The sequence below is a fragment of the Burkholderia sp. PAMC 26561 genome (assembly GCF_001557535.2).
Classification (GTDB): Bacteria; Pseudomonadota; Gammaproteobacteria; order Burkholderiales; family Burkholderiaceae; genus Caballeronia.
Genome location: NZ_CP014315.1, coordinates 1,507,592 through 1,526,223 on the forward strand (window position 1 = coordinate 1,507,592; position 18,632 = coordinate 1,526,223).

Annotated in this window: 16 protein-coding genes and 1 pseudogene; 11 read left to right on the forward strand and 6 right to left on the reverse strand. The window is 60.1% G+C overall.

Annotated features, from left to right (window positions below; genetic code table 11):
- Positions 1–52 precede the first annotated feature (52 nt).
- On the reverse strand, positions 53–1,123 hold the full coding sequence (locus AXG89_RS41430) for an ABC transporter substrate-binding protein (RefSeq protein ID WP_062001626.1): 1,071 nt from the start codon (positions 1,121–1,123) through the stop codon (positions 53–55).
- Between the two features lie 191 nt (positions 1,124–1,314).
- Positions 1,315–2,231 (reverse strand): annotated as a pseudogene (locus AXG89_RS41435) (AraC family transcriptional regulator).
- A 535-nt stretch (positions 2,232–2,766) separates the two neighbouring features.
- Here AXG89_RS41435 and AXG89_RS41440 point away from each other — a divergent pair.
- From AXG89_RS41440 to AXG89_RS41490, 11 genes are all read left to right on the forward strand, one after another.
- On the forward strand, positions 2,767–3,654 hold the full coding sequence (locus AXG89_RS41440) for an isocitrate lyase/PEP mutase family protein (protein WP_062002332.1): 888 nt from the start codon (positions 2,767–2,769) through the stop codon (positions 3,652–3,654).
- A gap of 40 nt (positions 3,655–3,694) precedes the next feature.
- The gene (locus AXG89_RS41445; RefSeq protein WP_075357387.1) at positions 3,695–5,023 is read left to right on the forward strand and encodes an MFS transporter; all 1,329 of its coding nucleotides are present in this window, start codon (positions 3,695–3,697) and stop codon (positions 5,021–5,023) included.
- Positions 5,024–5,279: 256 nt separating this feature from the next.
- The gene (locus AXG89_RS41450) at positions 5,280–5,678 is read left to right on the forward strand and encodes an ArsR/SmtB family transcription factor (protein WP_305954585.1); all 399 of its coding nucleotides are present in this window, start codon (positions 5,280–5,282) and stop codon (positions 5,676–5,678) included.
- A complete protein-coding gene (locus tag AXG89_RS41455) occupies positions 5,585–6,013 on the forward strand; it encodes an SRPBCC family protein (RefSeq protein WP_075357386.1) in 429 nt (142 codons plus the stop codon). Before AXG89_RS41450 ends, AXG89_RS41455 begins: the two co-directional genes overlap by 94 nt.
- 20 nt (positions 6,014–6,033) lie before the next feature.
- On the forward strand, positions 6,034–6,780 hold the full coding sequence (locus AXG89_RS41460) for a DUF899 domain-containing protein (protein ID WP_062001622.1): 747 nt from the start codon (positions 6,034–6,036) through the stop codon (positions 6,778–6,780).
- A gap of 270 nt (positions 6,781–7,050) precedes the next feature.
- Positions 7,051–8,133: an ABC transporter substrate-binding protein gene (locus AXG89_RS41465; RefSeq protein ID WP_075357385.1), complete on the forward strand. Its 1,083-nt coding sequence runs from the start codon at positions 7,051–7,053 to the stop codon at positions 8,131–8,133.
- Positions 8,130–8,975, forward strand: coding sequence for an ABC transporter ATP-binding protein (locus AXG89_RS41470; RefSeq protein ID WP_075357384.1), 846 nt, complete (start codon positions 8,130–8,132; stop codon positions 8,973–8,975). Before AXG89_RS41465 ends, AXG89_RS41470 begins: the two co-directional genes overlap by 4 nt.
- A complete protein-coding gene (locus tag AXG89_RS41475) occupies positions 8,968–9,837 on the forward strand; it encodes an ABC transporter permease (RefSeq protein WP_082778932.1) in 870 nt (289 codons plus the stop codon). Before AXG89_RS41470 ends, AXG89_RS41475 begins: the two co-directional genes overlap by 8 nt.
- On the forward strand, positions 9,830–10,699 hold the full coding sequence (locus AXG89_RS41480; protein WP_075357383.1) for a transporter substrate-binding domain-containing protein: 870 nt from the start codon (positions 9,830–9,832) through the stop codon (positions 10,697–10,699). The genes AXG89_RS41475 and AXG89_RS41480 overlap by 8 nt, the downstream gene beginning before the upstream one ends.
- A 127-nt stretch (positions 10,700–10,826) precedes the next feature.
- The gene (locus AXG89_RS41485; RefSeq protein WP_075357382.1) at positions 10,827–11,867 is read left to right on the forward strand and encodes a LacI family DNA-binding transcriptional regulator; all 1,041 of its coding nucleotides are present in this window, start codon (positions 10,827–10,829) and stop codon (positions 11,865–11,867) included.
- 44 nt (positions 11,868–11,911) lie between these two features.
- Entirely contained in the window at positions 11,912–13,246 is a 1,335-nt protein-coding gene (locus tag AXG89_RS41490) for an MFS transporter (protein WP_062001617.1), read from the forward strand.
- A 56-nt stretch (positions 13,247–13,302) separates the two neighbouring features.
- Here AXG89_RS41490 and AXG89_RS41495 read toward each other — a convergent pair whose 3' ends face one another.
- The 4 genes from AXG89_RS41495 to AXG89_RS41510 all read right to left on the reverse strand — a co-directional run bounded on the left by AXG89_RS41495 (position 13,303) and on the right by AXG89_RS41510 (position 18,626).
- Positions 13,303–14,505, reverse strand: a complete 1,203-nt coding sequence (locus tag AXG89_RS41495) for a phosphotransferase enzyme family protein (RefSeq protein ID WP_062002330.1) — start codon at positions 14,503–14,505, stop codon at positions 13,303–13,305.
- Positions 14,506–14,512: 7 nt separating this feature from the next.
- On the reverse strand, positions 14,513–15,115 hold the full coding sequence (gene pnuC, locus AXG89_RS41500; RefSeq protein WP_062001616.1) for a nicotinamide riboside transporter PnuC: 603 nt from the start codon (positions 15,113–15,115) through the stop codon (positions 14,513–14,515).
- Between the two features lie 38 nt (positions 15,116–15,153).
- Positions 15,154–17,319 (reverse strand): TonB-dependent siderophore receptor, encoded by a 2,166-nt coding sequence (locus tag AXG89_RS41505; protein WP_442857268.1) that lies wholly within the window; start codon positions 17,317–17,319, stop codon positions 15,154–15,156.
- Between the two features lie 266 nt (positions 17,320–17,585).
- Positions 17,586–18,626: an alpha/beta hydrolase gene (locus AXG89_RS41510; protein WP_119024857.1), complete on the reverse strand. Its 1,041-nt coding sequence runs from the start codon at positions 18,624–18,626 to the stop codon at positions 17,586–17,588.
- Positions 18,627–18,632 lie beyond the last annotated feature (6 nt).

An 18,632-nucleotide genomic window follows, 5' to 3' on the forward strand; every position in this document is an offset into this window, starting at 1 on the left:
GATTTAGGTGGAGGGATCCGGTTCGAGCCGGACCCCGTCCTGTACGCGCCGGTCAGTTCGAGATGCCCAGGGCCTTGCAGCCTTCGGCATAGCGGTCCGTGCACAGATCCTTGGCGCTGACGATGCCCTTGTCGACCACGTCGGCCTTGATGTTTTTCGCGGTGATGACGGTCGGCGTGAAGAGCTGCGACGGGGTATTGAAGAGCGTCGTCTGAGCCTTCGGAGCCTGGCCGGAGAGGAAGCCGACAGCCACCTTGGCCGCTGCCGCCGCGACAATCTCGCTCGGCTTCAGGATCGTGTTGTACTCGTCGCCCGCGACGATCAGTTGAAGGCCTGCAAGTGTCGCGTCGTTGCCGGTTACCGGCGGCACCGGGTTCACGCCGGCCGCCTTGAACGCCGCGACGGCGCCGCCACCCGTGCCGTCATTCGCGGCGACCACACCCACGATCTGTGATCCGAAGCGCGTGACCTGGCCGCTGACCCATTGCTGCGCCTTCGGCGGCGCCCAGTCAGGCGTGTCGTACTCGGCGAGGGTCTTGTAGCCGCTGCCCTGCAAGCCGGAATGAATGCCGTTCTTGATCAGTCCGGCGGCCGCGTCGGTAGGCGAGCCGTTGACCTGCAGCACGCCGCCTTTATTAGTCGGAACGCCCTTCTCCTTCAGGTGCGCAACGAGCGACTGCGCAATAGCCCGGCCGATGCCTTCGTTATCGAACGAAACGTAATAGTCGGCTGGCGTCGACGGGACCGGCCGGTCATACGCGATCACCTTGATACCCTGGCTTTGCGCCATATGAACGAGCGACGCCGCGGCCGTCGAATCGACCGGATCCAGGACGATGACCTTTGCGCCCTGCGAGATCACCGAGTTGAATTGCTGTTGCTGGGTCGCCACGTCCGCGTTGGCGTTCTGGTAAAGCACCTTGCAGTTGGGACAAAGCTTGGCCATTTCCGCCTTGAAGCCGGGGAAGTCGTGCTGTTCGTAACGCGTCGATGCCTGGTCCGGCATCAGGAAAGCCACCGTCCCGCTGGGCGCGGCCTGCGCCGCCGTGCTGCAGATCAGGCTCAGGCCGAGGCTCAGGGTCAGCGCGCTCGCGCCGATCGTTTTTGTCGAAAGTCGGGTCATCGATTGTCTCCGTTTATTAGAAAAAGCCGGCGCGGTTGGCGCCGTGAGTGCGCTGCGGATAAAACTGGATTCATGCGTTGTTTTCAGTCGCCGGATCGAGCTCATGAAAAAACCGCTAAAGCGTGAAGACCAACGTGTCCCTCCCGATGCCTTCATGCATCCGGTGCCGGGTCCTGCCGGGAATGAATGTGCTACCTGAGCGCTTCCAGCGCGTGCGTGAGCTCAGGCTCTTCGATCGCGCTGGCCGCATTGAGCTGTTGATACGCGCGCCATCGAGACGGTGACATCTCTTTGATCATCAGGAATTGCCGGTTGAAGTTCGACATGTTGTTGAAGCCGACCTGATAGCAGATATCGGTGATGCTCAGTTCGCCCGACATCAGCAACTGGCACGCGAGGTTGATGCGCAGCCGGTTCACATACTGGACGAACGGCACGCCTGTGTGCCGCCGGAAATAGCGTGAGAACGCGCTGGCGCTTTGCCCGCGAGTTCGGCCAACTCCGTCTCGCGCAACTCTTGCGACAGGTTTTTGCCAATATAAGACAGCACATGATTGATGCGGGTCTCCGCGTAGTGCGCAGGGTCGGAGCAATAGGCAGCGCTCGCCAGTTTGATCGGCTCAGGGCTTTGCACGAGCAAGTCGAGCAAGCCGACGAACAGGTTGATGCGTCGCATGCCTTGAGCGCCCAGCATTTCGCGCATGATCGGTTCGGCTGCCGCGCCGGTTTTCGGGGTAAAAAGCACGCCCCACTGGGCTGCATTGAGCAAGGGCTGCACGCGCCTGAGTTCCGGGAATATTTCGATGCCCCGTTCGACCAGGCCTGCGTCGAATTGCAGGATCAGGCAGCGCTCATCCACGCGGTCACCGGCAGGCACGCTGCTCACCCAGTTGTGCGGGAGATTGGGGCCCGTCATCACAAGGTTTCCCGGCTCGAATGTGCCGATGTAATCCCCGACAAAGTATTTTCCTGTCGTCGATGTAATGACCTGGATTTCGTACTCAGGGTGAAAGTGCCAGCGTACCGTGCGATACGGATAGCCATGCGACCAGACCTTGAAGGACTCGTCGCGCGGAACGGCGACCAGTTCGAGATCCGGCTGGACGATGTTGCCACGGCGAGCGCCCAGGCGCGCCGCACGGCAATAGCCGCAGGTTCCGCATTGGCACGCCGTCGTACTCGGAGTGGTGGGCATCGTCTTCCTCCTGAACCGCTTTTGTTTTTTGGACGCTTTTTGGACGTTTGCACGAAATGCAGTTGATGTGCATTGAGCGCCGCCATGCACGAACAATATGCTTCTCGCGCCTCCCGCACTACCGAAATTGAGACCGTCGGCTGATACTATTTTGCATTCGGGTAAGCCCGGATGCCCTCAAAGGTCAACTTTTGTGCAATGCAAAAGCGTAATGAAGGTCGCGGGGTATCGATGCCTGAGTTCAGCGGCCACGACCCGTCTCCCGCGTTTCAACAGCGTTTCATGTGTGTTTCATTTAAATTCATTGAAACACAGTGATAAGACGGTGAAACACTGACAGCTCATTCCTCGATTCCGTACGTCGTTGTTTTGAAAGCGCATTCAGGCTTTCAAGAAGACTGGCATGGATGCTGCAAACAGACTGGCAAACTTTCAAAAGGAAACAGCCATGTCGCAGTCATCAGCCGCACGCCGCGCCGCCTTTCGCGCAGCCATTCAACAACGCCAGGCCTTGCTCATGCCCGGCGCCTTTAACGCAATGAGCGCCCGCGTCGTCGCGGACGCGGGGTTCAAGGCGCTTTACATCACGGGCGCGGGCGTGACGAACATGTCGCTTGGCTTGCCCGACCTCGGTTTTGTCGGCTTGAGCGAGATTGCGGAGCACACGTCGCGCATTCGCGATGCCGTGGATCTCCCGCTTCTCGTCGATGCCGATACCGGTTTCGGCAACGCCCTCAATGTTCGCCATACCGTGCGCACGCTCGAACGTGCAGGCGCCGATGCGATCCAGCTTGAAGATCAGGTCAGTCCGAAGAAATGCGGCCACTTCGCAGGCAAGGCCGTCATCTCCACCAGCGAAATGGTCGGCAAGCTGCACGCCGCCGTCGATGCACGCGAGGACGCCAACTTCCAGATCATCGCCCGCACTGACGCGTGTGCCGTGCATGGTTTCGAGGCGGCCATCGAACGCGCGCACCGCTTTGCCGAGGCGGGCGCGGACGTCCTCTTCATTGAAGCAGTCGAAACGTTCGATGAAATCAAAAGACTGCCGTCGCTTTTCGACACGCCCCAGTTGATCAATATCGTGGTGGGCGGCAAGACGCCGGTCGTCCCGCAGAGCGAGCTTGCGGCGATGGGTTTTGGCATCGTCCTGTATGCGAACGCTGCGCTGCAGGGAGCGCTGCTCGGCATGCAGAAGGCGCTCGGCGCACTGCGCGATGCAGGCAAGCTCGACGAAGATCCCACGCTCCTCGCGCCGTTCAACGAACGCCAGCGGCTGGTCGACAAGCCGCTCTACGACCGTCTCGACAAGCAATACGCAGCGGACAGCGAATAACCCCGCCACGCCAGTACGAAGAAAGCAAGGAGACTTCAGCGTGACGAAAACCAGTGCAGCGTCCTTCCCCGACACCGAACCGCAGGTACGCGCAAGTCCGGTGCGGCTTCGCTCGATCATCGGCGGCCTGATGGGCAATGTGATCGAGTGGTACGACTTCCTCGCCTACAGCATCTTTTCGATCTACTTCGCCAAGGCTTTTTTTCCCGCCGATAACCCGACGGTCCAGCTCATGAACGCGGCGGCGATTGCGGCGGTCGGGTACATCGCGCGGCCTCTGGGTAGTTGGCTGATCGGGCTGTATGCCGACAAACGCGGCCGCAAGGCTGCGCTCATGTGGTCGGTCATGGGCATGTGCGTCGGCTCGCTGATGATCGCCTTGACTCCGGGATATGCCACGATCGGCGCGCTTGCACCGATCATCCTGATCCTTGCGCGTTTGCTGCAAGGCCTGTGCATGGGAGGCGAATACGGCACGAGCGCCACGTATCTCAGCGAGATCGCGCCTGAAAACCGGCGTGGCTTTTACCTCGGCTTCCTGCAAGTGAGCGTGGTGGCTGGCCAGTTGCTGGCGCTCGGTCTTCTGCTTGTCATGCAGCACTTGTTGCTTACATCCGAGCAGATCGACCGCTGGGGCTGGCGCATTCCGTTCGTGATCGGCGGCCTGCTTGCACTGTTTGCGCTCTACATGCGTCGCAACGTGATGGAATCAGAAGCGTTCGCCGAGAGCGCAAATAAAACGGGGCCGCCGATCAGCCGTGAGATGCTGGCGCACTGGCGACAACTCCTGCTCGCCGTTGGCATAACCGTAGGCGGCACTGTCGGCTTCTATACATACACGGTGTACATGCAGAAATACCTGGTCAATTCGGTCGGACTCAGCAAGGAAACGTCGACGTTCATCTCTTCCCTCGCGTTGCTGCTTTACATGCCGCTGCAGCCCCTGTTCGGTCTGGCCTCCGACGTGTTCGGCCGCCGCCCGGTGCTGATCTGTTTCGGCGTGTGCTGTACGCTTTTCTCCGTGCCGCTGTTCACTGCGCTGAGTCACACGAAAGATCCGCTCGTCGCATTCCTGCTGTCGTTCGCCGGGCTCGCCATGTTGAGCGGCTTTACATCGGTTCACATGCTTGCCAAGACAGAACTGTTCCCGGCGCGCATCCGTGCGCTCGCGGTCGGCTTGCCTTATGCGCTGACGACAGCAATCCTCGGCGGCACGACCGAGTTTGTCGCCTTGCGTTTCAAGGCGAGCGGACACGAACAGTATTTCTACTGGTATGTGAGTGCGTGGGCGGCGGTGTCGCTTATCGTTTATATCCGAATGCCCGAGACGCGTTTTCGAACCGTTACGCGCACCGAAGCCAGAGCATGAGCGTGCCCGATGCAGCGGCGGCTCGCCGCTGCATTTGTTGATCGCTGATCAGAACCGGTGGATTATCGCGACGCGATAAACCATCTGGTTTCCAGCCGTCGATACCCCTGCAACTCGACCCGCCCTGCCGCCGCGTCCACTGAAACAACGCGTGCTACGTGTTAACGCTTAAACCCACAAAAATTGCTGTGCCGTGCTTGACTTCCTTCGACTGCCGCATAAACTTAACTTTATGGTTAAGTATCAGGAAGCGGCCTTGAACCGCACATTCACCGCCCTGGCCGACCCGACGCGTCGTGCTCTCCTCGCCCGCCTGTCCGCCGGCGCGGACCTGTCCGTCAGCGAACTCGCGCAGCCGTTTGCCATGTCGTTACCCGCCGTGATGAAGCATCTCGATGTGTTGTCGGATGCCGGTCTCATCACGCGGACCAAGACGGGCCGCACCGTCGCATGCCGGCTTGCCGCCGGACCGATGGAGGAAGCCATGCAATGGCTTGCCCGTTACGAGCGCTTCTGGACTGACACACTCGATCGCCTTGCCGCCTTTGTGGAGGAAGACCCATGTCCGCCAAACCCAGTCTCACGCTCCAGCGCCGAATCAACGCAAGCCCCGCCAAAATCTTCGCCGCGTGGACGGAACCGTCGCAACTCGTGAAGTGGATGCATCCGAACAAAAACGACGTGATTCACGCGGAGATGGACGTGCGCGTCGGCGGGCGCTTCCGGATCGTCATGCGCACGCCGGCCGGCGAGGAGCATGACGTAAGCGGCGTGTTCAGGGAGGTCGTACAGGACGAGAAACTCGTCTACACCTGGGCATGGCGCAGCACGCCCGAACGGGAATCGCTCGTCACGTTCACGCTGCGGCGCGACGGCGAGCTCACTCTGCTCACGCTGACGCACGAGCAGTTCTTCGATGAAACCGCGCGCGATAACCATGAGTCCGGCTGGAACGAAATCCTCGATGGACTCATGCGGGAATTCGCCTGATCACTGGAGGAGGACGCAAGATGGAACAGCATCGGATTGTTTCGCAAGATGAATGGCTTGCTGCGCAAAAGGCGCACTTGGCCGAGGAAAAGGCGTTGACGCACGCACGCGATGCGCTTGCCGAAAAGCGCCGCGCGCTGCCATGGGTAAAAGTCGAAAAGCGCTATTCGTTCGATACTCCAGACGGCCGCAAGACGCTCGCCGATCTCTTCAACGGACGCAGCCAGTTGATCGTGTATCACTTCATGCTGGGGCCGGACTGGGAAGCGGGATGCATCGGCTGCTCGTTCGTATCGGATCACATGGACGGAGCGTTGATGCATGTCGAGCAACGCGACGTTGCTTATGTCGCGGTATCGCGTGCGCCGCTCGGCAAGATCGAAGCCTTCAAGAAACGCATGGGCTGGCACTTCAAATGGGTATCGTCGTTCGGCAGCGACTTCAATTTCGACCATCATGTATCGTTCACGCCCGAGCAGCGTGCCACGGGCAGGATCGACTACAACTTCCAGATACACGAGACAAAGGAGCCCGGTTTCGATAGCGATGAAATGCCCGGCGTCAGCGTGTTCTACAAGGACGAAGCCGGCGATGTATTCCGCACGTTCTCCGCATATGGACGCGGAGTCGAACCGCTGATCGGCGCGTATGACCTGCTCGACATCACGCCCAAGGGACGCGATGAAGAACATGGCATGACGGACTGGATGCGGCATCACGATCGTTACGACAACCCAAAACATGAGTCGGGAGGATGTTGTCACTAGCGCCAGTTGACCGCGTAAGTGAGTTGGCCTGAAGGGCGAAAACAGGCCGACTCATTCATAGGCGCGCCCCTTCCCGCTAACGTTCAGTTCCCGCTCAGTCAACGTCTCCTTTCAACTTTCCTGATATCGAAAGCATTTTTAATTGGTTAAGCGCGTGACCGGCTAACGCGAAAATCGCATTAGCGTCAGGCTGCAAACGCGCGCTTGCCATGTCAGGCCGTCTTCGCGTCTGCCATTGAAAATTCCGCTTTCTTTCTGCCAGGTATTCCGATGCCCACCTCCCCGACCCGGTCCCGTCTGCGCGGCCGTACACTGTACGTTGCCATAGCATCGATAGCGGCGTCATTGCTGCTTCTGCAGAGCGGTTGCAATTCCCGCGACGCGGCCGCGAACGCCGCCACGAGCGCGGCGTCGACCAGCACCGCAGAAGCGACGAAAGTCACCTATTTCAAGTACCCCGACAATCCTGCGTTCGATCTCGTTTATCTGGCGGACAAGCTCGGCTACTTCGATGGTACGAGCACGCGTCCGAAGTATGTCGGCAAGGTATCGGCGCCGCAGATCATTCCTCTGGTCGGCACAGGCGAGATTGACTTCGGCACGCGCATGGTGCCCCTGGTCATTTCCGCGATCGCAAGCGGCGCCGACATCAAGGTCGTTTCCGCCGGCGGCGAGACCTTGCCCGACGCGCCCCATATGAAATATTTCTCGCGCAAGGATTCCGGCATCAGGCAGCCCAAGGACTTCGAAGGCAAGACCGTCGCATTCAATAGTTTTGGCGCGTGCGCGGAGTTCGTCACGAAGAAATATCTCTCGCAGCATGGCGTCGATGTGTCGAAGGTGAACTGGCTGGTCGTGCCCGACAACCAGTCGCAACAGGCGCTGGTCACGAAGAACGTCGACGTTGCGATCATTCATCCGCCGTTTTCGGGCGCAGCGGAACATGACCCGCAGCTTCACAAGCTCTGGAGCGACTGGGACGAAGATCACGGCCTCGGCGGCATGGCGCCGTATAGCGTCAACGGCGCATTCGCGCGCGCCCATCCACAAGCGGTGCGCGATTTCGTGACCGCGATCGCCAAAGCCGGGAACTGGGTCAATGCCCATCCGGATGAAGCACGCAAGCTGACCGCCGAGCGGCTGGGGATCGACGTGGACGTAGTCGAGCGTTACGCCTACGTGAAGGACCTCGTGGTGACAACGCCGCCAATCCAGTACTACATCGATATCCTCGAACAGGCAGGCAAGATTCCCAAAGGCAAGGTGAAGGTGGAAGACGTGTACACCAACGAATTCAACCCTTACGCGCAGCAAAAGTCTGCAAAGAACGCGGCGGCGGAAGCGGCATCGTGAGCGGCACGCCTCTATCTCGCGACAAGATCGTCGCCGAGCATCTTGGACTGACCTACGTCGATCAGGGGACGCCGGGGCACGCGCGCAGCAACGCCGTGCTTCAGGATTTCAGCCTGTCGGTGCGGGAAGGCGAATTCCTCTCAGTGCTTGGACCAAGCGGTTGTGGCAAGTCGAGCTTTCTCAACATACTCGCCGGGCTCGTTCCACAGACAAAAGGCGATGTGCGCATCGACGGGCAGATCCTGACAGGCGTCAGCCGCAAGCTCGGTGTCGTGTTCCAGGGATACGCGCTGTTTCCGTGGCGTACGGTCATCGAGAATATCGAAATCGGTCTCGAGATCCGCGATGTCAAGCGCGCCGAACGCCGTGCAGAAGCCACGCGCTTCCTGGCGCTGGTCGGCTTGCAGGCGTACGGCAATCATTACCCGCACCAGCTTTCTGGCGGCATGCGCCAGCGCGTGGCCATTGCCCGCGCGCTGGCTTACGGACCCGAAGTCCTGTTGATGGACGAACCCTTCGGCGCGCTAGACGCACAAACGCGCGAGTCCTTGCAAAGCGAACTACTTGGCATTTGGGAGAAAAGCGCCAAGACAGTGGTCTTCATCACCCATAGCATCGATGAAGCGATCTTCTTGTCCGACCGCGTGGCGATCATGACGCGTGGTCCAGGCCGTGTGAAGGAAATCATCGACATACCGCTGCCGCGCCCGCGCGACGACTCCGTGCGCAACTCAACGGAATTCCTTGCGTTGCGGCAGCGCGCCTGGGCCCCGCTCAAGACCGAAGTCGCCGAAGCGCGCGACGTGCCTGCTCAAGAGCAAACGAGGACTGTCGATGCGTAATCGATTCACCGCTACCGTCCTCTTTCCTGCCCGCGAACAACACGCATCCGACGATTCGAAGGCAGCGGCACTGAAAGAGCCTTCGCGATGGCGCGCTCACGCAGTGCGCGTATTCGAACGCAGCATCGCACTGGCCGGATTTCTCGTGTTGTGGGAATTGCTGCCGCGCCTCGGCATTGTCAGCTCGGCGTATCTGAGCCCGCCATCCGCAGTCATGGTCGCAATTGCGCATCTTTTCGACAGCGGCGAAGTCTGGAAGCATATTGGCGCCAGTGCCTTCCGTTCTCTTGCGGGCTTGTTGCTTGCCGTGGCGGCCGGGATCATAGGCGGCTTCCTGCTTGGCTGGTTCCGGCGCGCCGAACGCATTGCCGATCCGCTGTATCAATTGCTGCGGCAAGTCTCCGCGTTCGCGTTGTTCCCCGTGTTCATGCTGTTCCTCGGTATCGGGGAATCGTCGAAGATCGCAATCATCGTATGGGCCGCCTTCTGGCCCGTCTTGCTCAACACCATTTCGGGCGTGAAGCAGGTCGAGCGAATCTTTATCGATTGCGCACGCTCCATGGGCGCAACACAAGGCTTTATTTTCGCGAAAGTCATCTTGCCGGCCGCCTTGCCGCAAATCCTGACAGGCGTCCGGCTCGCCGGCGCGTACAGCATCACTGCACTGGTCGCCGCAGAAATGATCGGCGCGCGCTCAGGGCTCGGCTTTTATACGCTCAACTCGCAGGAAACATTTCAGATTCCCGATATGTACGCAGGCATCGTGCTGCTTGCATTGTTTGGTTTGCTGATCAATTACGGCCTGTCTTTGCTTGAGCGCAAACTGCTGCGCTGGCGTGTCGGCATCGCACAAAATGGCTAGCCACGGTGTTGGCGTCTCCGCTTCCTCGCGAGGGCTGAGCATACGCACTCGGGGTTCCCTCTTTCTGCTGGCGCTCGTATTCATGGGCGTGATGTTGAGTCAGTTCGTCAGCCTTGAGAAGCCATTCGCCGCTGCCGCTCTGCGCGGCAAGCTGATCGTCGCAGTGCCGCCCCGCCCTGCGCCCGTGCTGACCGTCGGCCATGTGGATCGCGCGCTGCGCTCGCCCGACTCTTTTTCAGCGGCATTGGCTGCAGACCTGGGAGAACGTCTGGGACTGCCAGTGGAGTTGTTGCTCAGCGAGCCCGGGGCGGCGGCAACGGCCGTGGCAAGCGGCAAGGCGGATGTAGCAATCGACGGTTTGCCCTTCAGCCCGAATCCGGCCGTGTCTTTCTCGCCCGCCTCGTATGCGAGTGGCCGGGGCCAGGGACTGGTGCTTCGCCATGGACAGGTTCGCGACTGGGAAGGCTTGCGCGCAGGATCGATCTGCACATCGACAGGCAATGCGTACGGCACGCGCGCAGCGAAGCAATACGGTGCGCACCTGCTGACGTTCGACCGTCCGCTTGACGCGCTGCTGGCTTTCCAGGCCGGCGAATGTACCGCGCTGGTCGACGACGAACTCGTCATCAAAGCGTTACTGAAGCAACCCGACTGGAGCTACTACAGCGTCCTGCCGGGCGAAATCGCACCCGCGCCGTCATTTATCGCGACGCCCGGCGCCGATGCCGCAAGCATGCGTTTTGTGGATACCACCATCCGCGACTGGCGCCGGAGCCGATGGCTCACAACCGCGCGCGAGACGGTCGCCAAGCAACTTGCATTCGACATGTTTATCGCTGAGAACGACTTGTACTGTCACTGACAAGCGCGACCCCGCATGCCTCCGCATTAACCCGTCCCGCCGTAAACCCTGAGCGGGGAATTCTTGTAACCGCTCCATTCATCGCCTATCCTCTGAAACGTTTCAGTCGATGGCGAATGGATGATCCATGAGCATGCCTGACAGAACTCCCCCTACGCTGCGCGATGTCGCGATTACGGCGAAGGTGTCTGTCGGCACAGCGTCGAAGGTGTTGTCCGGTGCTTCCGGAGTCAGCGCCGAGCGGGCGCGACGCGTCTGGGATGCGGCACGTCTGATCGGATACCGGCGCAACGAGATCGCCGCCGACCTGCGCCGCGGCCGTCCGACTTCCATTGGTCTGGTTCTTCCCGACCTCACCAACCAGTTCTTCGTCGACATTGCGCGCGCCCTCGAAAACCATGCGCTGCAGCATGGTTATCAGCTCATCCTCGCCCATGCCAACGAAAACCCCGAACGTGAAACCGAGCGTATCCGCTTTGTGATGTCGCGTCAGGTCGCGGGCATGATCATCATTCCATGCCGCGGGTACCAGCATGCAATAGCCGAGGCGCGGGAATGCAATGTGCCGCTTGTCATGGCCGATCGCGTAGACGATACCTTCCCGGCGAACACGGTGACGACCAACAGTCGCAGCGCATCCACCGACGGAACCGCCCACTTGATCGCGCTCGGCCATCAGCGCATCGCGTTCCTCGTCAACACCCTGGAACTGGTGAACTCGCGAGAACGCGCGGAAGCTTATATGGATGCAATGCGCGAAGCGCATCTCGCCCGGCACATTGCAGTGATCGAATGCGGCATGACGGCCATGCAAAGCCATGCCACCACGCTCAAGGTATTGAGCGGTTCCACGCGCCCGACCGCCCTCTTCACGGGTTGCAACGTCACGACGCTCGGCGCGCTGCGCGCCATCCGCGATGCCGACTTGCAAATCCCATTAGACGTGTCGCTGCTTTCCTTCGATGACGCCCCCTGGATGTCCGTGCTGCGCCCGTATCTGACATCGATAAGTCAGCCCGTGGAGGCTATCGGCCATGCAATCTGGCAATTGATGCTCAAGCTGTTGAACGGCGAGCAAGACGAATTTGTTCACTTGCGCTTCAAAGCCGAATTGCTGGTGCGTGAAAGCACAACGTATGTATCAGCCGAAACAGCCGTAACCGGATGAAACGTTTCAGACGAATCACAACTTGAAAACAGGAGACATGGCAAATGGACCTCGAAAAAAGCACACTGACGCGCGTGACGGCGCGGCTAGTCCCCTTCCTGATGCTTTGTTATTTCATCGCTTATCTGGACCGCGTGAACGTGGGTTTTGCCGCGTTGCAGATGAACAAGGACCTCGGTTTTTCGCCCAGCGCGTTCGGCTTTGGCGCGGGGATTTTCTTCATCGCCTATTTCTTTTTCGAAGTGCCGTCCAATTTGTTGCTGGAAAAATTCGGTGCACGCAAATGGATCGCGCGGATCATGTTCACGTGGGGCATCCTCGCGGCCGCGATGGCTTTCATTCCGCATATCGCGCAATACACCGGGATGTCGTCCGCGCACGTCTTTTATACGCTGCGAGTGCTGCTCGGGATTGCTGAAGCGGGCTTCTTCCCCGGCATCATCTTCTTGCTGACGCTCTGGTTTCCGGCGGCGTATCGCGGGCGTGTGGTCGGTTATTTCATGGTCGCGATCCCGCTCTCAACGGTCATCGGCGCGCCTATCTCCGGTGCGCTGCTGAATCTCGACAAACTCGGGGGCCTCGCGGGCTGGCAGTGGGTTTACCTGATCGAGGCATTGCCGGCGCTCTTCCTCGCGTTCGTAGTGTTTTTCTATCTCACCGACAAACCCGCCGACGCAAAGTGGCTCACCGACGACCAGCGTAACTGGCTCGTCAACCGGCAGGCCGAAGAGCGCCGCCAACGTGAAGCCGTGCGCAGCTTCAGCGTGAAGGAAGCCTTGTTCAATCCGCGCGTGCTCGCGGTGGCGCTGATTTACTTCGGTGCAAACGCAACGAACTACGGCCTGAGCTTTTTCCTGCCGCAGATCGTGAAAGGCTTCGGCCTGACGAATGTGCAGACGGGATTCGTCACGTCGCTGCCCTACATTGTCGGCGCAATCAGCATGGTGTACTGGGGCCGTCACTCGGATCGCAAGCTCGAACGCAAATGGCATGTGGCGATTGCGCTGCTGGTCGCGGCGGGCGGGATTGCGGCATCCACTGCGCTGGATAATCCGGTGCTGAAGATGCTTGCGCTTTCCATTGCCGGGTTCGGCATCTTCGGTTGCCTGCCGGTGATCTGGACCTTGCCTGCCGCGTTTCTCTCAGGAGCGGCGGCCGCCGGTGGTATTGCAGCGGTGAACTCGCTGGGCAACCTGGCGGGATTCTTCGGGCCTTATGCGATGGGCTGGATCAAGGACAGTACTGGCAGCTTCGCCGCCGGCTTGTTGTGTCTGTCGGGCGCGGGGCTGGTCGGTGTTGCGGCCGTGTTGCTACTTAAACACGATACCGCCCTGGAGAACGCGCCGCGCGGGACGTTTGTCGAGGAACGCCACACGTGAAGGGTGTGATGTAGCTTTCGCTTGCGATGGTCGGCCATCGCAAGCGACCGGAACCTTTAATCCGGCGATCTGGAGACGCGCCCGCGGCTCTCAAGATGATCGAGCAACGCCCTTCCCGCCGGCTCGGAGAACCATCGCGCGTGTCCGAGCAGATAACCATCGTACGCAACCTCCGCGTTCTCCGGCGACCCTAGCGTAGCGTGAAAATAAGCAACCTCGGAAAGCGCGAACTCCGCATGTACGATTGGCAATAAAGCCACCAGCGCCGCGTATTCATCACCGGACAAGGGCGTGATCGACTCATACCCGTTCAGCAACGCGTCGATATGATCGAGATGCACGCGCCGTGTGTCTTGCGCGGATAACCACTCGATGGCATTTCGCTCGATCGCAACCGCGAGATCGTAGACCGCGCACGTCCGGTCGGATAGACCAAAATCCAGGATGGTGCTGACTTGCGCGCCGGGTGTGCTACCGGTCCAGAGAAGGTTAGAAGCGTGCCAGTCGCCATGTGTCCACAGCGGGCGCAATCCGGGCAGGAAAGGCGCCAGCCGCGCATGCCAGGGCAAGATAACCTCTGACACGTCCGAACGCCAGTCACGCGCTCCCAGGGCGCGAACCAGCAAGGGCTGTGCGTCGATCCACCTGTCGAGTGCGCCGATCAGATCGGATTCATTGAGCGCCCGAAAACTCGAGAGCAGCGGACGAATGGCGCGCGCCGGTGCGGCGTAATCGCGCGCAGCAATGTGCAAGCGCGCGAGCATATGGCCCGCCGCAAACGCATGGGAAGTATCGGCGAAGGGCGTCCATGACATCGCTTTCCGATACACATCCGCCCCACCCGCCGCACGATGAACCTCGTATGTCCATTCGCCTTGAGTCACTGCCGTGGCGCCGTCAGGCATCGCGATGATGTCGGCAACGGGCAGCCCACGTGACGCGAGATGTGCGATGAAAGCATGCTCTTCGGCGAGCCCTTCCACGTCGCGGATTTTCACATGATGCCGTTTCACGAAAAACTCGTTGCCGTTCGCCGTCGTGATCAGCACGGCCGCCGAGAACGGCCGGGGGCTGTGCCACGTTAAGCCGGCCAAGGGACCAATCGAAGGAAACCTGCCAAGCACCGCCTCGACTTCTTCGCGCGTGATCAACGGCCAGTCGCGCTCGGCCTGCTCGCCATCGACACCGAATTGCAGGGGCGCGATATCGGCGGATGGTGCATCCGAAGCGATTGATTTCAACGGCTTTCCTGTCGACATGACCGGCTCAGGCTGCGTGCGGCGTCTGCGCCGGTTCGACACGCGCCGCCGCACGGCTCCAGTCGCGCAATCCGATCACGGCCAATGCGACGAACAGTGCATAGAGACCTGAGGTCGGATAAAGACCCTTGAAAAGAAACATCCCGACGTACACAACGTCCACTGCGATCCAGAGCCACCATGACGCGATATAACGCCGCGCCGTCCAGTATTGTGCGACGAGGCTGAACGCCGTCAACGACGCATCCACGTACGGCAACGCGGCGTCCGTGAACCGCGCCATCAACGACCCGAGCACCGCGCTTCCAATGACCGCAAGCAGCAGGCCCATCAGTAGCGCCTTTGGCGTAACCGCCTGCACGCGCACCTCGCCGGAATCCACTTGCGTGTTCCGTTTTCCCTGCTCGAGCCAGACCCACCACCCATAGACCTGCAGGACCGCGAAAGCGCCTTGCAGAAGCATGTCGGAGTAAAGCTTTGCATCGAAAAAAATCCAGCCGTACAGCGCCACCGACGCCAGTCCCACCGGCCAGCAAAGCATCCGGCGTCGCGCAGTCAGCCAGATTGCAAGCGCGCTCACAATCACACCGATGATTTCAAGCACGGACATTGTGTTGGCCTCGGTCCAAGGATGCGTGGAAGACGTTTCTAGAAATCATAAGTCAACGACAAACGTGCAGTGCGGGGCGCGCCAAGGAAGAGATATGCGTCGCCCTGAAGCTCGCCGCTATCCTGCCAGTAATACTTGTTGAAGAGGTTATCGACGGAGAGCCGCACCACCGTCTTGTGGCCGCCAAGCTTCGTGGTGTAGCGCGCGCCGAGATTGAAGACGAAATAAGACGGGACGCTTGCCGTGCCCTCTTCGTTTGCGGCCTTGCTGCCGCTGTAGTTGACGCCGCCGAGCAGATCGAGTCCCGCAACATGCGGCACGGCATAGTCCGCATAAAGCGCGGCGCTCAAGCGCGGCACGTTGATCACCTGATGACCCTCGTATGCGGGCGTGCCTGAGTCGTACGCACGCGCCCTGATCGCCGCGATGCTGGCCGTCAGCGTCAGCCGGTCCGTCGCCCGTCCCGCTGCGCTCAGCTCGATGCCCTGATGACGCTCCGTTCCCTGTTGCGTGAACGTGTAGCCTGCATCGGTGGAATCGGGCTTTGCGTATTCGAACGGCTTGTTGATCGCGAACACTGCCGCCGTGAGATTCAACCGGTCGAGCCAGTCGTACTTGGCGCCCACTTCAACCTGATTGGACACGACCGGCGGAAGGAATGCATACGCATTGCTCGCACGAACGGGAGCCTGATCGCCAAGCGAAAGTGCCTTGCTATAAGATGCATAAAACGAAAGTGGCGCGACTGGTTTGTACACGACCGCCACTTGCGGCAGGAAGATGGAACGGTCCGTGTCGGTAGCCGGGCCATCCATTTCGGTCCAGCTTCGCTGACGCAGCAGGACGCCGCGCCCTCCGGCGAGAACCTGCCAGTGATCGTTGAACGTGATCCGGTCTGTGCCGAATACGGAATACTGGCGAGAATCAAGTTGCGGAAAAGACGCGCTCGGCGAATTCGGCGACGGATCGAATGTCAGGTTCGGCCCGTAGATATTCTCGCTGCCAACATAGTCATACACCGCGTTCGACAAATCGACCACGCGCCGCTGCACGCTGGTGCCGAAGGTCACGTCATGCTGGAGCCAGCCGGTTGAAAAATTGCCAGTGAGCACGGCACGAACTTCATCGTTTCGCCGATATTCCCCCGGACTCCGGTAGTCGTAGACATCGAAATCTCCGTTCGATGCAAAGAAAAACGGCGACGTGCCGCCCGCGCCACAACTCGGGACGTAGCCGCAACCATAGGCGAATGCGACGTTGTCGTCGATCATGGTGTGGCTGCGGCTGGCGGCTATGTAACCCTGCCACTTGTCGTTGAAGCTGTAGTCGAACCGCGTGTTGAGATTGAGCGCGTCGGTGGTGACGGGCTTGGTCCACGGCTGCAAGCCAAGCAGCTTCGATGCCGACGCAGCCGACGGCACCGCCGTCCCGCCCAGCAATTGATACCCCGATGCCGAGCGCTGGATCAGTTGCTGGAACTCGGCATCGAATTGAAGGCTCGCGCGCGGGCTGATGATCCAGTCGGCTGCAATCGAGCCGAATGTGCGGCGGCCATCGGCGCCATCCACATAAGAGTGGATGTTTTCTTTCGCCGCATTGATTCGCAACCCGAACTGATTCTGATCACCAAAGCGCCGCCCCAGGTCGACGGCGGCGGACGTGGACCCGCGGCTGTCGACATCGGTCGTGATGCTCGCGACATTCCGCGGGCGCTTGGTCACGAAGTTGATGATGCCGCCCGGCGCGACCACCCCGCTTTCTATGCCCGCAAGCCCCTTCAATATCTCGACCCGGTCCTTGTTTTCCAGCGCGACATTCTGCTCGCCGGAAATGGTCAGACCGTTGATCTTGATGGCGCTGGCAAGGTCGATCGGGAAACCGCGAATCGTGAAACCCTGGTAATAACCTACCGGCGCATAATCGTTGTTCACCGATGCGTCGTTGCGCACCACGTCGCTGAGCAACTTTGCGTGCTGGTCATCGAGTTGCGCGCGAGTGACGACCGACACAGACGCGGGCGTGTCCTGCAGCGGCGTTTCGTCGAACCCGGCAACAGAGGCGGAGCGCGCGCGATAGTCATTGTCATGCATGGCCGTCACGCTTACCGCCGGAAGCACCGCTACGCCGTCAGGCGCGGCTGGCGATGGCGATCCTGCCTGCGCAAATGCTGCCTGCATGCCAAACAGCGTGGTAACGGCAACCATGACGACCGATGTTCGATGCGCAACGAATTGCGAATGATGCAAGGACGGCGCCTGAGTAAGTCTCTTGTTATTCATTGTTCTTGGATAATGCTGACAGGCGTCCGCCAGCCCACATCGATAAATGGAGAAAAGCGGATCTCTTTGATCAACAAAAATAATCAGAATGGGAGTTAAGCGTCAGGCGCCCGGCTGTTTCCGGAGCCGCCTGTTTCGCTGCAGGCGACATGTTACAGAATTAAGCAGCGTGGAAAGATTTTCGGGCGAATTCAATAAGTCGATGCCTTGACAACCTGGGGCACGCCCATGGGTTTCATGTCTTGCCGTCCTAACCAGCGTTCCACGGCGCCAAGCATCGCGGGATCGGCAAGCAGGTCCCAATGGCCGATTGCGCCCATGCTGCAAATCTCCGCGTGCGGCGCGACGATCTTGAATGCCGCAGGATAAAGCGATACATGGAAACACTCGTCGTTGTCTCCCGACAAGACCAGTACCGGCACGTCGGGACCAATAGGTGGTTTTTTCTCGACCCAAAGCCCGGGACCGAATGCGAGCGTCGTATTGAACGACCAGCTTTGGATATAACGCTTGTCGATCGCACGCGCCGCGGGCGCAAACTCGACTACCGTGCTCCCGTTGAAACGCGTAATGCCTAATGCGCTAAGCAGGCTCAGTAGCCGCAGGCGCACACCGCGAAGACGCACCCATCCTCCAAAGTAAGGACGATTCACAGGCGAGCCGAGCCCGAGGAACGGAGCAAGAAACAAATAACCCGTCACCAGCCGATGAAGCGGACTGCGCGAGATGGCAAGAACGAGACCGCCTCCGGCAGAATGACCGCCCAATACGATCGACGATCCTCTGTGACGGCGCGCAGCGAACGTAATGAAGTCGGCGACATCCGAGATCATCTGACGCGGTTCATCGACTGCATGACCGGGACGTCCCGGCGAGAGTCCGTGGCCACGCATATCGAGCGTGTACACGTCGGCAATATCACGCTGCGACAAGTGCTGCGCCAGCGCGTGCAACTGGTCGCCGAAGCATCCCGCACCGTGCACCAGGATCACAACGCGGTGCGTGCTCCGCGATTCATAATGGCGATAAGCCAACGGGTAGTTGTCGCACGTCGCGAACGCTTCGTGCGGCGGCAAGGCGGCCTGCATTGCACCGGGCGTAGCAGCGCCTCCTGCTGACGCAAGCCGCTCGAAGCTCGAGCGCGTCAGGTCCGGAAGCACGGACTTGCTAAAGGCGCTTACGGCACGCGCATAGCCGTAAAGTGTGCGCCAACTGAGTTGAGTATCACGCATCTTGGT

What these genes read in the sequence shown, in the direction of transcription:
- AXG89_RS41430 (WP_062001626.1), bottom strand. Translation starts at nt 1,123, where the DNA reads ATGACCCGACTTTCGACAAAAACGATCGGCGCGAGCGCGCTGACCCTG.
- AXG89_RS41440 (WP_062002332.1), top strand. Translation starts at nt 2,767, where the DNA reads ATGTCGCAGTCATCAGCCGCACGCCGCGCCGCCTTTCGCGCAGCCATT.
- AXG89_RS41455 (WP_075357386.1), top strand. Translation starts at nt 5,585, where the DNA reads ATGTCCGCCAAACCCAGTCTCACGCTCCAGCGCCGAATCAACGCAAGC.
- AXG89_RS41460 (WP_062001622.1), top strand. Translation starts at nt 6,034, where the DNA reads ATGGAACAGCATCGGATTGTTTCGCAAGATGAATGGCTTGCTGCGCAA.
- AXG89_RS41465 (WP_075357385.1), top strand. Translation starts at nt 7,051, where the DNA reads ATGCCCACCTCCCCGACCCGGTCCCGTCTGCGCGGCCGTACACTGTAC.
- AXG89_RS41475 (WP_082778932.1), top strand. Translation starts at nt 8,968, where the DNA reads ATGCGTAATCGATTCACCGCTACCGTCCTCTTTCCTGCCCGCGAACAA.
- AXG89_RS41480 (WP_075357383.1), top strand. Translation starts at nt 9,830, where the DNA reads ATGGCTAGCCACGGTGTTGGCGTCTCCGCTTCCTCGCGAGGGCTGAGC.
- AXG89_RS41485 (WP_075357382.1), top strand. Translation starts at nt 10,827, where the DNA reads ATGAGCATGCCTGACAGAACTCCCCCTACGCTGCGCGATGTCGCGATT.
- AXG89_RS41490 (WP_062001617.1), top strand. Translation starts at nt 11,912, where the DNA reads ATGGACCTCGAAAAAAGCACACTGACGCGCGTGACGGCGCGGCTAGTC.
- AXG89_RS41495 (WP_062002330.1), bottom strand. Translation starts at nt 14,505, where the DNA reads ATGTCGACAGGAAAGCCGTTGAAATCAATCGCTTCGGATGCACCATCC.
- pnuC (WP_062001616.1), bottom strand. Translation starts at nt 15,115, where the DNA reads ATGTCCGTGCTTGAAATCATCGGTGTGATTGTGAGCGCGCTTGCAATC.
- AXG89_RS41505 (WP_442857268.1), bottom strand. Translation starts at nt 17,319, where the DNA reads ATGGTTGCCGTTACCACGCTGTTTGGCATGCAGGCAGCATTTGCGCAG.
- AXG89_RS41510 (WP_119024857.1), bottom strand. Translation starts at nt 18,626, where the DNA reads ATGCGTGATACTCAACTCAGTTGGCGCACACTTTACGGCTATGCGCGT.